This is a genomic window from Mucilaginibacter sp. P19, from assembly GCF_050632265.1.
Taxonomy (GTDB): domain Bacteria; phylum Bacteroidota; class Bacteroidia; order Sphingobacteriales; family Sphingobacteriaceae; genus Mucilaginibacter; species Mucilaginibacter gossypii.
Map to the genome: position 1 here is coordinate 200,557 of NZ_CP192586.1, position 11,670 is coordinate 212,226.

Sequence of the window (11,670 nt, forward strand, 5' to 3'; positions counted from 1 at the left end):
CAAAATTTGAATAGAATGACGAAATCAAAGAAACTGAATTTAACCCGGCTGGATGCTCACCATAAGTTATATGTTGCGCTTACATTGGCAGTAATTTGCTGGCTTATAACCCGTGGTTCTTTATCGCCGTCCACCCAATTTATGGTCGCCTGGCTTGCTTATGCACTGGTATCACTGACGCTTTCCGCGCTGACCATTTTCAATGTACATCCGGCTGTTATGCACCAGGATGCGCACGCCCAGGATTCGAGCAAGACACTGGTGTTTTTGTTTGCCATTTTTGCTTCGGTTGCCAGTCTGTTTGCCATTGTGCTTTTACTCAGGAGCGGGTCAGGTAACGACGCGCGCCAATTGACTTTACACGTATTGTTATCCCTGGCCTGTGTGGTCGGCTCCTGGATATTGGTTCATACCATATTTACTTTCCGCTATGCCCATTATTTCTATTGCGATATGGAGGATGGGAAAGATTCAAAAACTTATAAACCCGGTGGTTTGGAAATTCCAAATGAGTCCAGGCCTGACTATCTGGATTTTGCCTATTTCTCTTTTGTGATCGGTATGACCTTTCAGGTTTCCGATGTGCAGATCACTTCTCGCAGAATCCGAAGACTGGCCTTGCTTCATGGCCTCCTGTCTTTTTCTTTTAATACTGTTATCGTAGCATTGAGTATCAATGTTATCGCGGGACTTGTTCAAAAATAAATGAGTTAAAACAATACCTGATATGAATACAAACGAACAAATGATAGCCGAGATCGAAGATCACCTTAATAGTGTACAAACTCTTATGGCACCAACGTTTTTAAGTAAAATCGAGCAGGCGGCGACGTTAATCATTGAAACGATCTCAAACGGTAAAAAACTTTTGCTTTTTGGCAATGGCGGCAGTGCGAGTGATGCGCAGCATATAGCTGCTGAATTTACCGGCCGCTATGTGAAAGAGCGCCGTGGGCTGCCAGCAATCGCTTTGACAACCGATACTTCGGCACTTACCGCGATCGGGAATGATTATGGATTTGCATCCGTGTTTTCACGGCAAGTGGAAGCGTTGGCACAGCCAGGTGATCTGGTCATTGGTATTTCTACCAGCGGGAACAGCGAAAATGTCGTAGCCGGTTTAATGGAAGCAAAGAACAGAGGGTGCGGACTTATAGGTTTTACAGGCGAGAACGGTGGCATGGTTTCCGTTATCAGTAATATCACGCTCAATGTCAATAGCAGTACTACTGCCCGTGTGCAGGAAATGCATATCCTGGTCGGGCATCTGTTATGCAGCGCAGTTGACCGGATGTTTGCACCGGAAAATTAATCCGATGTAATTATTACACCTGTTTGTTCTTTGATTTTACTACATAATATAATAAGAATCAGGCTGGGCAGGTTGTACCGGAAATGATGGTTGTCCCATCATTTCCCGCAAGTTACTTTCTATAGTTCGGCTAAGCGTAGTCATTGGTGTATCGGTGGGCTTGTTTTCAAAAGGGTCCTGCATCAGGATCGCTGTGCGTTCTATGGCGATGAATAACACCGGTATTGCAAAGGTCAGGGTGATCTCTACAAACTTTGACTTGTCTTCCAACCCAAAAGGTAAAAGCGTCATCAATACATAAATCAGAAAGTGTACCAATACGCTATAAGAACGGGGAAATACCGTGTTTTTTAAGCGTTCGCATTTACCCATGGCGTCGCACAGCCGGGCAATGGTCGAATCGATCTGCACTTGTTTATTGGCATCCAGTTGAAATTCTTCGGAGGCATTTGCTAACAACTCTGCATGTTTATTTAAGATAAGATTGGGAAGGTTATTGGTTTGTACTTTATGAGTGGAAACATAATCTGCAACTATTCCGGTGAACGGTAATTTCCTTAGATTTTCGGATAACGCGTAACACCACAAAATTTGCTGTTCGGCAAACGTTGTGACTTTTTCTGCCCCTTCCGTGGTCTTAGGAAAGAATTGCTGTACCTGCCGGATAAGGGTACGGCTATCATTGACGATCCCGCCCCAAATCGTGCGGGCTTCCCACCAAATCTGGTAGGATTGCGAAGTTCGGAAGGCCAGTAATAAGGATAAAAGTGTTCCTACAAATGACGATACCGGAAGCGGAATTGAAACTTCCTTCAATAACCAGGAATGATCAAATGTTCCGGCCAAAATCGCATAAGCGGCGATAGCGATGATGTCGTATTTGATCAGGTTTAGGAAGTAGGTTACAGATATCCTTTTTTTAAGTAACATAGACGGGTAATAAGCATTTACGTATATGTCCGAAGTTACCAAAAAGATATAAAACAAGGGCCGTATATCGCATTTAGTGAACAAACTAAACAACCGGCATACGCCGGTAAAATAAAGGCAGTTCTTAATTTTAAAAACTATCTATGGGTTATCATTTTTCAAAATATGTTTTACTGCGGATACCTGTCTTTCCGGTAGATCGTTATGGAAGTCCGCTTAAGGATGTCCTTAACGATCCGATTTTTCAAGCTGCCTTGTACTTGGCCAGTCCCCAGTTTTACGAACGGCTTTTTAAATCGGATTTTGATATTTCTAAATTGAATACGCGGGAGATCAATTCTGTCATGCGTTATTTTAACCGGGCTTGTTTCCGGGCAACGCCATTTGGTTACTTCGCCTCAGTCACTATGGGAACATGGGAAACTGGAGGTTTGATCCGCTTATCGGAAACACCCGGAGAATTGCGACCTTATTTTCAACCATCAGAATGGTTGACGCAATCTGCCTGGCGGGAAGTATCCAATAGTGATCCCAAAGAATGTTATGAGCCAAACCCCACCTTATACCGTGTCCAGAAATATTTCAGGTTCGTCAGGGATGAATCAGGTAATAAACTGCGGCGTAGCTATCAACTTCAATCTTCTTTATATTCCCTGATATTGAACGGACTATTGAAGTTCTGCTCGAATGGTAAAAGTCAAACTCAGATCATCGAGCGGATTTGCCGTGACGCGAATTGTGATCCGGGTAAAGGTCTGGAGTACTTTGAGTTTTTGAAAGATGCACAAATCTTACTTCCCTTGCATCGTGCAACGATCACTGGAAAAGCAGAATTACCTGTTGGACTTAAAACAACCAATTCCTCTTTTCAAGATCTCTTCAAAAAAGATCTTCAAAATAAACTTAATAGCCGATCCATGTTAATTGCGCCGGAGCTCCGGCAGCTTAATGATTCCTTGGGTATATTAACCAATGAACCTACTGAGGGTAAAAGTATGCTGAATACCATCTTAGTGCGGCAAGTCGAAGCAGCCACCATTGATAACAGTTATCAGCAAGCGCTCAAAAATGGGTTATTCGCGCTGGATCGCTTATGCCCTCCAGACAGGTTACCCGCTGTAACAGAATTTATTGAAAAATTTCAAAAGCATTTTGAGGGCGAACAAATTCCCTTATTGCTGGCCCTTGATCCCGAATTAGGCATCGGTTACCAGGCTGAACCCTTTGAATCGCCTAATCCCCTGCTGGAAACTGTTAATATCCGGCCACGCGGAGCCCGGTCTGTTTCCTCTGTATGGACAGGCGCGCACCAGTGCCTGATGGCCGCCTGGTTAGCAATGGAGAAGCAACAGGCCTCTGTTATAGAATTGAAAGAAGCACAATTAATGGCCTTGCCAGGAAGTGACCCCATAGTAACGAATCTTGGCTCATCTGTCTTATTCAACATAAGTGATGATGGCGTTAATATAGAAAGTGCCGGCGGTTGTAACCCGCTCGCACTGATCGGCCGATTTACGCTTAGTGACCCTGCAATATTCCAGGCTGGTAAAGAGATTGCAAATGAGGTGGAAACGTTAAATCCCAATTTGATCTTTGCCGAGATCCTTCATTTGGCAGACCCGCACGTCGATAACGTAAATCGCAGAGGGCAATTTTGGAACTATCAGCTACCGCTACTCGCTACCTGTGAAACCGGAACGAAAGCCGAATTGATACACCTTGATGACCTTTACGTCGTAATTGTCGGTAATAAAGTATTGCTTCGGTCGAAGAAAAATCAAAAGTACGTGATACCCCGGTTAACCAGCGCCTATAATCACAGCATCGATCACTTGCCCATATTCCGCTTTCTGTCCGACTTGACCTATCAGTATGGCCGGACACAATTGTCCTTTGACCTTCTGCAATTTTTTCCGGGGTTCAGCCATTATCCGAGGGTGGTTTATCAGGGAGTGATACTTAGCCTGGCAACCTGGGTTTTTAGCGAAGTTGAAGTATCGGAACTTGGTAATGCGGAAAATTGGACAGCCATATTCCGGACATTTGCCGCCAGGTACCATCTTCCGGAAAAGTTTATGGTTTCTGAAGGTGACCAGCAATTGGTTATTGATCAGCGTGACCCGGAAGATCTGCTTATATTTCGGGAAACCATACGCGCGGCAAAACAAATGATCATCCGTGAGTATCTGCCGTTAAAAAGTAATCAACCTGTGATGACATCCCGTTCGGGTAAGCAATATCACCTTCAGTTTAACGCTTTTATGCTACCGCAGGAACCCTTGATTCTACCCGAATTACCTGATCACCCGGTTTTTGGAAATAACAAGGTTCAGCGCAAATTCATTCCTGGTACGGAATGGCTATATCTTAAATTATATGTTCCCCGGCTGTCCGTTAACCGGTTGCTGCTGCAAATGCAAACGGTTATCAGGAAGCGTTTTCCGCATGGCAGGATCAGTCGTTGGTTCTTTATCAGGTTTGAGGACCATGCCCCGCACGTGCGTTTGCGATTTAAGATCGATCCACAGGATATTGATACGATATTAGCGGCGTTGCGATTGGTTCTGGAAGATAATGTCCACCAGCACCTGATCAGGGAATATCAGTTAGATGTTTACAGCAGGGAACTGGAAAGATACCAGGTCGGTGGGATCGAGGAAACAGAGGAGTTTTTTGGTACAGCAGTTCTTTTGTCGTGCAATTTTTAAAGGCGATAAAAGCAGGTGCGAACCTGCCTGTGTTTATTGCAGCAGTAGTTTCCGTGAAGTGGATCACGGAAAGCTTTTATGAGTTAACTGACCACCAAATGAGCTTCTGGCAATTCGCATTTGAAAGTTACTTTTTGGAGTTTGAAGGGAAAAGACTAAAAATAGAATTGGACCAGAAGTACCGGGAAACCAGCAAGGCATTGAACAATATTTTAATTGACAAGGAACCATTTCAGGACAAACAGCTGCAACAATGGCTGAGGAAAATGCAAAGCAAAGCGGTTGAAATAGGAAGAAAACTAAATAATGACGAATCCAAAAGGGATTACTTATTAAGCCTTGTCCATGTACACCTCAACAGGATGTTCGTTGACCAGCAAAGACAGCAGGAAATGGTGGTGTATTTTTTGCTGGGAAAATGGATGCGTTCGCAAATTGCCAGGCAAAAAAAGATGTTTAAACAGATCGATCCGTCTTGATCAGTTTGTCGTCCATTCTATCCAAAAAGGCTTTTTTATAATGGTCGCCCATCACCAGGCTTTCACCGTTTTGTAAACGTATCTGTCCACGCTCGATCACTTTAACAAAATTGATATTTACAATGAATGAGCGGTGAATACGGGCAAACAATGATGTTGGAAGGTGGCGTTCGATCTCTTTAATAGTAAGATAAGTGGTGTGCTTAGTTTCGGTGGTGTAGATTTGGATGTAATTAGCCGATCCCTCCATATAGATCACTTCATCAAACCTGATCTTTACCAATCGTCCCTTGACTTCACTTTTGATTGTAAAGAAATCTTCCTGAACGTGACTGCCAGATTTACCCGGTCTCGTAATTTTTCTTCTGGCCTTCTGAATACACTTGGCAAAGCGCTCATAGTTGATTGGTTTCAGCAGGAAATCGAAAGCTTCCCGGTCAAATGCCTGTAGGGCATATTCCGGAAATGCCGTAGTAAAAACCACGGTAGTGTAGAGATTGACCATACCTGCCAGTTCAAGTCCGGATAATTGGCGCATATCCACATCAATAAAAGTAATGTCCGGAGCATTTTCACCAGTAAGCTGAGGCAGAGCCTCCAGCGGATTCTGTACCGAACCGATCAAGGTGAGTCCGGGAGTCAGTTCAATATATTCCTTCATTAAGGCAATGGCATCAGGTTCATCGTCGATCACATAGCAGGTAAAATTCATAGGTTTAGGGTTAACTCGGTTATAAATATATTTTCATGGGTCGTTACGGCAAAATGATACTTTTCCGGGAACAGGTTGGTCAGTCGCTTTTCAATATTATGTAAGCCCAGGCCGGTGCCGGGATGAGGGGAACTTTGTCTTTTGAGGTTTCGCGTGGTGAACTTCAATACCTTATCGGCATATTCCAGGCTGATCTTTCCGGGATGGTCTATTTCGCCCAAATCACCATGTTTGAGCATGTTTTCTACCAAAGTAACGAGGATCAGCGGCGGAATCAGCACATCTTTAATTTTCCCCTTTTTTGAGAATTTCAAATAAAGTTCATTTTGAAATCGTAAAGTGCTCAGTTCGATCAGTTTTTCGATCTGCATAACCTCATCTGCTAAAGTGACCATCCGATTATCCTGGCTGCTTAATAAGGAATACCGCATTAATTCGGATAGCAACATTACACCTTTACCGGCTCTTTCTGAAAGTTTATGGATCGTGTTATAGATAAAATTGAGCGTATTGAATAACAAATGAGGACTGATCTGATTTTGCAGATAGGCATTCTCAGCATTTATAAATTTATTTTCCAATTCCAGAGAGCGGGTGAGTTGTTTCAGGCTTTCTTTCTCCATGATATGATTACGCTCCTTGAATTTCACCATGTATAACATTGACCAATAGGCGATACTGAACCCTACAAAAAAATCTCCCGAAAGATATTGGTGAGGTAAATCTTTTCATGGATCTTGTCCAATGCGTAGCGCACTGTACCGCTACCAGCCAGCCAGGCATCCACATGTATCTTTATCCATAAGAAAAACAGCAATTCCACAATAATCAATGTGATAGCGGTCAGGTATGGGCGGTTGGTTTTAAAAAATGCAAAATCCAGGATGATATGTGCATTCCCATAAAACAGTAAGATATTCAGCGAATAATATAAGATGTACTGAAATGGCGAGGCGAGCAATCCAACGGTAATATCGATCAGGGCAAGTTCGTAGAGTATGAACAATGCCCATACCAGTATATGCCTGAATAAAATAACCTTAAAAGTACTCATTTAAACGTTTTATCGGGCATTTGCCTTTCTGTATATCACAATTGCCTCTCTATGTAATAAAGTTTAGGTTCGTTTTTCACCACGGTAGTTTTGATCTAAAAATCACCGATATGAAAAACATCAAATCAAAAAGGTTGCACAAAAGCTTAGAGACTATCTGCGACTTTAACAGGGGAAACACAAAATCCTACAGCGAAACTACCAAACCCACGGAAACTGATCCGACAACGGCAACTGTTACCATTATCATCACAACAGTTAATACGGGACATGCAGGCAAAATGTTAATATAAAGTTAAATAATATTTCATTTTTTCCTCTAAACTAAATTTCCTAAACCAGTGGTAAATGTAGCATAGCTTATTTGAAAACAAATATTTCATCGTTTTGCTTAAGTCAGAATTATCAAATGTGGAAGCGTGTGTGGGTATTATCCTTAACAATAAGGAAATAATAAATAATCCCGGCAACACTGAAGAGCGTCAGTCCTTATACGAACGTTTTACCCAAGCCTGTGCGGAATTACAGGAAAGGATGGTCAACGAGGTATTCGGACCGGCCAAAGACCACGTGATCAGGCGTTATGTGCAGTTTCATCAGGCAGGCCTTATTGCGTTATCTGATGAAGTGTTTCTGCAATTGCGTGTGGTTGATTCCCCGGCTATACCTGGCAGAAGTGAATTATTGGTCAAAACTTTGGGTACTCTGCAAAAAGTGGTCGATTTCATAGCCCGAAAATTCTATGCCTACTTCGACCTGATCCACGCCATGAGCACCTACCAATGTGACCAGCGGCTCAGCAGCTTCCGTTCGCGGGTAGAAGCATTGGCACCTGCAATTAATAAAAAGGGCATCGATCCTTCCTTAAGCGAAGTTTTTTTGCCACAATGGAAGACTGCCTGGATCTGTTACGGGTGCAGGGGGTATCTACTGAACAAGCCGGATATATTGATGACCTGCTCGAACTGGTCAGCCTGGAAATGCTCGATGAAAAAGTAACCACACAACGCTTCGCAGAATTGTTATATCGCCAAAATTTTAACAGTACCTTTTTTGAATACTGGTATCGTGAATCACGCTTATTGCAAGCGCAGGAGAAGCCCAATAAAGAATTGCTTCTGCGAATTGAGCCGGTTACGCAAATGTTGAGTATTTCACCATCCCGTAAACCTTTGGATGAATTATTACGGGAATGGCTAAAGGCAGTATCAGGCAACGGTGAAAAAGTTGTACAATCGAAGAAACAACAGGAACAAACTTCAGCACGTCTGCCGGTAATATTATCCGTACCCCAACTGGCACTGTTTATCAGGTTGTGCTATCTTGAAGGCTGTTTTCAAATCACCAATATATCTAACATTATGCGATTCTTTACGGATCATTTTGAAACTAAAAAGCAGCCCAATATATCTATCAAAAGCTTCTCACGGGCATTTTACGCGGCAGACCAGGCCACAGCGGCGGTCGTCCGGGATTATTTACAACGGATCGTGAACCTCATCGATAAAACTTATTTCCCAAAAACCTAAAACACAGCCTATGGACGATTGATACCTGCGAACACTGTTCGAGACACCCGTTTTTGATAATGGGTGGCAGTGCGCTTCACTTAAAGCGATAAACTATGTTAACTAAATTTAGCGATCGTTTATATGCAGATCTTAACAGGGACTTGAATGCCCTGGCGCTGGAGGAAGATCAGCTTATCAAGCGGTATGAAAGAAGTATTCACGCTTGCGTAAAATACCTGAAAAAACTAAAGGACTTTTGTAAGGTCAATGATCCCGGCACACCGGCAGAAGAGATACAATTCTTTAAATTTATCAAACCCAAATTCAAGTCCCAGCTGATCTATTTTCAGTCCTTACTTAACCTGGAGATCCGGCGGCCTATCGGGGACAACACCGCCATTGCTGATTATCTGAAAAACGAGGCCAAGGTTCTTCATCATTTCTTCGAGTGCAATCTATCCTTTTATCAATATGTCAGGACACAAGCGACTTACCTGGACGATTATTATTTCGTGCGTGGGAATTATGATGTTTATCTTGACCCTGATCAATGCGTTATAGATTTTGATCCTGCCTTCAGTACGACTCATGACCATAAGCTGGCCCAAGTGCTGGCCAGCGAAATGCTGCAGGAATATCTTCAGTCAGCTGTACAGCGCCTGCACCAAAAAGATGCCATCATAGTTACTGATGTGGAGTTAAGGGACTTTGACTGGCAGCAAACCAAATGCGGTCTGATCGAACTGATCTATTGCTGGCACGCTACTGAAGCCTTCGGCAAAAAGAACCTGAAAAGCATTGTTAAATTCATTGAAAAAGTATTCAATATATCCCTGGGAAACTTTTACGACACTTTTGATTGGCTGGCCGGTCGGCCAAGCCCGACCACCTATATTGACGAGATGAAGGAGGCATTTTTATTAAGAGTTCAAAAGAAACTAAAGTGACTCTGGATACGAAAAGCGGCTACGGCCGCTTTTTTTGAAAATAACCCATATCCGAGTCGGATAAACTCGGAGAATACCGACAAGGGGTTTAGAGAACTTTGACCTGTCAACGGCAGCAATGGGGCTGCCGCTAAATCTAAAGATTATGTTACAGCACTTATCATGGTCCACCTACGCAATAGGTATCGCTGTTTTGGCGGCGCTCTACTATGGCTTTATAGGCCTCGCCTACTATCGTCACGAGATCGGTGGTATTATTCGCCGATTAACCGGCAAACCGGCCGCCACACAATTTAGCAATACCAGCGACCTGCTGCTTCCTTCACCTGAGATCGTCGGCGGAACCCGCACGGACGGTATGGATGTGGTTGCCCAGGATGAACTGGTGTTTGCCGCTCCTGATGAACCAGAAGATCGCCCATCAGGCATGGTTCAGGCCATCCGGCCCACATTGGCCGACTCTCATCTGTTAGGCGAACTGGCAGAAATGGTTTCCGAAACCAAAACCCTGATCCGGGTGATCAATGAATCCAGCGAAACGAAAGAAAATTTTGAAATGCTTTTCCGGCTGGTGGTTCAAAAATACCCCGACCTGGCCGGTACGCCTTACGAAGAACAGGTGAATGCTTACCTGATGAATGAGAGCGCCGACCTGTTCCCTTTTCCCCTTACCGTTACAGAGTTAAAAAGCTATTGGTTAAATGAACAAAAACTTCAAAGCGCATGAAAACGACCAGATCAACATTGAAATCCCGCTTAATCCATGCATTAAGGATTATTGGGGGAATGGCCGGCCTGTTATTGACAGGACTTCAGTCAGCTATGGCCCAGGATGGTAACGCCGGTATTAATCAGGCGACCTCGCAGGTAAAAAGCTATTTCGATACCGGGACTAACCTGATGTATGCTATCGGCGCGATTGTCGGCCTGGTAGGTGCCATCAAAGTTTATAAGAAATGGAACGATGGGGAGCATGACACAGGCAAGGTCGCTTCCAGCTGGTTTGGGAGCTGTATTTTTCTGGTAGTGGTCGCAACGGTACTAAAATCATTCTTTGGGGTTTAAAACAATTAAAATGGAAACCTTAAAAAATACTGCTGTCGGCAACCGGAATTTCGAGACAAGGCATGCTGACGCATTGATCGGATCACTCGAAAATGCGTTGGCAGCAGGCCTGAAATATGTTGTTTTTGAATTACAGCCGATGGAAACCGCTATGCACCCCGCGCAGCTCAATTATTACGACGACGAGGACGAGGCGACGGATGATTGGGAATTGAAGACGACCGGCGGCTATTTACCAGGTGACAATTACAGTCCCGTTTATTGCCGCCAGACCGACCAGTTGCTGGACGAAATTAGAAGAGCTAATGCTCCCCAGCCACAGTATATGATCGGCGATACCGTTTTTCAATACAGCGCCTACCGGGATACTTTTATCCAAAAAGACAACCCTTTGAACGAAATAGCGATGAGCGGAAAATGGGAAGACCAGTTGTGGACACAATTCTTTTTTGATAAACAAACCAAAAATATTTATCAAGGAGGATTTCCCAATGGGGAGCGGCCTGCTCATGTGGCCTTGGTAATCACGCCGACCTTACCCTATTGCGCCAAACAGGGTATAACCGTCAAGCCCTACGAACAAAAATCCGGGCTTGAAAGCCCAAAGGTTAAACGACAAAGAACGAGGAGGATCAGCTAATGGCCATTTACCAGATCAACAAAGGCATTAATAAGCCTATTGAATTTAAGGGCTTGAAAGCCCAGTACATCGGTTATCTCGCCGCCGGGCTGGTTGGCTTGCTGGTGCTTTTTGCCGTCGTCTATATCCTGGGCTTCCCGATATATGGTTGCATCCTGCTGATTGCAGGTGCGGGTACAGTATTATTCATGCAAGTCTATCGCCTGAGCAATAAATATGGCCAGTATGGACTGATGAAGCGTGGTGCGCGACGCTTCCTGCCTGAATACCTGAAATTCAATTCACGCAAATTATTCACCCGTTCAAAATAAT

The 11,670-nt window shown here is 43.8% G+C and carries 14 protein-coding genes and 1 pseudogene; 11 read left to right on the forward strand and 4 right to left on the reverse strand.

Annotated elements, in window-relative coordinates; translation table 11 throughout:
- The first annotated feature begins 15 nt into the window (after positions 1 to 15).
- On the forward strand, positions 16 to 705 hold the full coding sequence (locus tag ACQ86K_RS00970) for a DUF1345 domain-containing protein (RefSeq protein WP_431199592.1): 690 nt from the start codon (positions 16 to 18) through the stop codon (positions 703 to 705).
- 22 nt (positions 706 to 727) lie between these two features.
- Positions 728 to 1,312 carry a D-sedoheptulose 7-phosphate isomerase gene (locus ACQ86K_RS00975; RefSeq protein ID WP_431199593.1) on the forward strand — a complete coding sequence of 195 codons (585 nt, stop codon included), beginning with the start codon at positions 728 to 730 and terminating at the stop codon, positions 1,310 to 1,312.
- Between the two features lie 39 nt (positions 1,313 to 1,351).
- On the opposite strand, the gene ACQ86K_RS00980 is transcribed toward ACQ86K_RS00975, so the two are convergent.
- Complete coding sequence (locus ACQ86K_RS00980; protein ID WP_431199594.1) at positions 1,352 to 2,242, reverse strand: bestrophin family protein; 891 nt, start codon at positions 2,240 to 2,242, stop codon at positions 1,352 to 1,354.
- A 143-nt stretch (positions 2,243 to 2,385) separates the two neighbouring features.
- Here ACQ86K_RS00980 and ACQ86K_RS00985 point away from each other — a divergent pair.
- Positions 2,386 to 5,429, forward strand: a pseudogene (locus ACQ86K_RS00985) (thiopeptide-type bacteriocin biosynthesis protein).
- Here ACQ86K_RS00985 and ACQ86K_RS00990 read toward each other — a convergent pair.
- From ACQ86K_RS00990 to ACQ86K_RS01000, 3 genes are all read right to left on the reverse strand, one after another.
- Complete coding sequence (locus ACQ86K_RS00990; protein ID WP_431199595.1) at positions 5,407 to 6,141, reverse strand: LytR/AlgR family response regulator transcription factor; 735 nt, start codon at positions 6,139 to 6,141, stop codon at positions 5,407 to 5,409. The pseudogene ACQ86K_RS00985 and the gene ACQ86K_RS00990 overlap by 23 nt on opposite strands.
- Positions 6,138 to 6,764, reverse strand: coding sequence for a sensor histidine kinase (locus ACQ86K_RS00995; protein WP_431199596.1), 627 nt, complete (start codon positions 6,762 to 6,764; stop codon positions 6,138 to 6,140). The genes ACQ86K_RS00990 and ACQ86K_RS00995 overlap by 4 nt, the downstream gene beginning before the upstream one ends.
- A 62-nt stretch (positions 6,765 to 6,826) precedes the next feature.
- Positions 6,827 to 7,195, reverse strand: coding sequence for a hypothetical protein (locus ACQ86K_RS01000; protein ID WP_431199597.1), 369 nt, complete (start codon positions 7,193 to 7,195; stop codon positions 6,827 to 6,829).
- 110 nt (positions 7,196 to 7,305) lie between these two features.
- Between ACQ86K_RS01000 and ACQ86K_RS01005 the strand changes: the two genes are divergently transcribed.
- The 8 genes from ACQ86K_RS01005 to ACQ86K_RS01040 all read left to right on the forward strand — a co-directional run bounded on the left by ACQ86K_RS01005 (position 7,306) and on the right by ACQ86K_RS01040 (position 11,669).
- Positions 7,306 to 7,488, forward strand: coding sequence for a hypothetical protein (locus tag ACQ86K_RS01005; RefSeq protein ID WP_431199598.1), 183 nt, complete (start codon positions 7,306 to 7,308; stop codon positions 7,486 to 7,488).
- Between the two features lie 94 nt (positions 7,489 to 7,582).
- A complete protein-coding gene (locus ACQ86K_RS01010) occupies positions 7,583 to 8,194 on the forward strand; it encodes a hypothetical protein (RefSeq protein WP_431199599.1) in 612 nt (203 codons plus the stop codon).
- Entirely contained in the window at positions 8,083 to 8,724 is a 642-nt protein-coding gene (locus ACQ86K_RS01015; RefSeq protein ID WP_431199600.1) for a hypothetical protein, read from the forward strand. Before ACQ86K_RS01010 ends, ACQ86K_RS01015 begins: the two co-directional genes overlap by 112 nt.
- Positions 8,725 to 8,819: 95 nt before the next feature.
- Positions 8,820 to 9,653: an RteC domain-containing protein gene (locus tag ACQ86K_RS01020; protein ID WP_431199601.1), complete on the forward strand. Its 834-nt coding sequence runs from the start codon at positions 8,820 to 8,822 to the stop codon at positions 9,651 to 9,653.
- Between the two features lie 145 nt (positions 9,654 to 9,798).
- On the forward strand, positions 9,799 to 10,380 hold the full coding sequence (locus ACQ86K_RS01025; protein WP_431199602.1) for a hypothetical protein: 582 nt from the start codon (positions 9,799 to 9,801) through the stop codon (positions 10,378 to 10,380).
- Between the two features lie 59 nt (positions 10,381 to 10,439).
- A complete protein-coding gene (locus tag ACQ86K_RS01030; RefSeq protein ID WP_431200768.1) occupies positions 10,440 to 10,718 on the forward strand; it encodes a DUF4134 domain-containing protein in 279 nt (92 codons plus the stop codon).
- Between the two features lie 10 nt (positions 10,719 to 10,728).
- On the forward strand, positions 10,729 to 11,358 hold the full coding sequence (locus ACQ86K_RS01035; RefSeq protein ID WP_431199603.1) for a hypothetical protein: 630 nt from the start codon (positions 10,729 to 10,731) through the stop codon (positions 11,356 to 11,358).
- Positions 11,358 to 11,669, forward strand: a complete 312-nt coding sequence (locus ACQ86K_RS01040; protein ID WP_431199604.1) for a DUF4133 domain-containing protein — start codon at positions 11,358 to 11,360, stop codon at positions 11,667 to 11,669. Before ACQ86K_RS01035 ends, ACQ86K_RS01040 begins: the two co-directional genes overlap by 1 nt.
- Position 11,670 lies beyond the last annotated feature (1 nt).

Bases quoted from the DNA above. Each gene is read 5' to 3' on its own strand.
- ACQ86K_RS00970 (WP_431199592.1), top strand. From the start codon at position 16: ATGACGAAATCAAAGAAACTGAATTTAACCCGGCTGGATGCTCACCAT.
- ACQ86K_RS00975 (WP_431199593.1), top strand. From the start codon at position 728: ATGAATACAAACGAACAAATGATAGCCGAGATCGAAGATCACCTTAAT.
- ACQ86K_RS00980 (WP_431199594.1), bottom strand. From the start codon at position 2,242: ATGTTACTTAAAAAAAGGATATCTGTAACCTACTTCCTAAACCTGATC.
- ACQ86K_RS00990 (WP_431199595.1), bottom strand. From the start codon at position 6,141: ATGAATTTTACCTGCTATGTGATCGACGATGAACCTGATGCCATTGCC.
- ACQ86K_RS00995 (WP_431199596.1), bottom strand. From the start codon at position 6,764: ATGGAGAAAGAAAGCCTGAAACAACTCACCCGCTCTCTGGAATTGGAA.
- ACQ86K_RS01000 (WP_431199597.1), bottom strand. From the start codon at position 7,195: ATGAGTACTTTTAAGGTTATTTTATTCAGGCATATACTGGTATGGGCA.
- ACQ86K_RS01005 (WP_431199598.1), top strand. From the start codon at position 7,306: ATGAAAAACATCAAATCAAAAAGGTTGCACAAAAGCTTAGAGACTATC.
- ACQ86K_RS01015 (WP_431199600.1), top strand. From the start codon at position 8,083: ATGGAAGACTGCCTGGATCTGTTACGGGTGCAGGGGGTATCTACTGAA.
- ACQ86K_RS01020 (WP_431199601.1), top strand. From the start codon at position 8,820: ATGTTAACTAAATTTAGCGATCGTTTATATGCAGATCTTAACAGGGAC.
- ACQ86K_RS01025 (WP_431199602.1), top strand. From the start codon at position 9,799: ATGTTACAGCACTTATCATGGTCCACCTACGCAATAGGTATCGCTGTT.
- ACQ86K_RS01030 (WP_431200768.1), top strand. From the start codon at position 10,440: ATGGCCGGCCTGTTATTGACAGGACTTCAGTCAGCTATGGCCCAGGAT.
- ACQ86K_RS01035 (WP_431199603.1), top strand. From the start codon at position 10,729: ATGGAAACCTTAAAAAATACTGCTGTCGGCAACCGGAATTTCGAGACA.
- ACQ86K_RS01040 (WP_431199604.1), top strand. From the start codon at position 11,358: ATGGCCATTTACCAGATCAACAAAGGCATTAATAAGCCTATTGAATTT.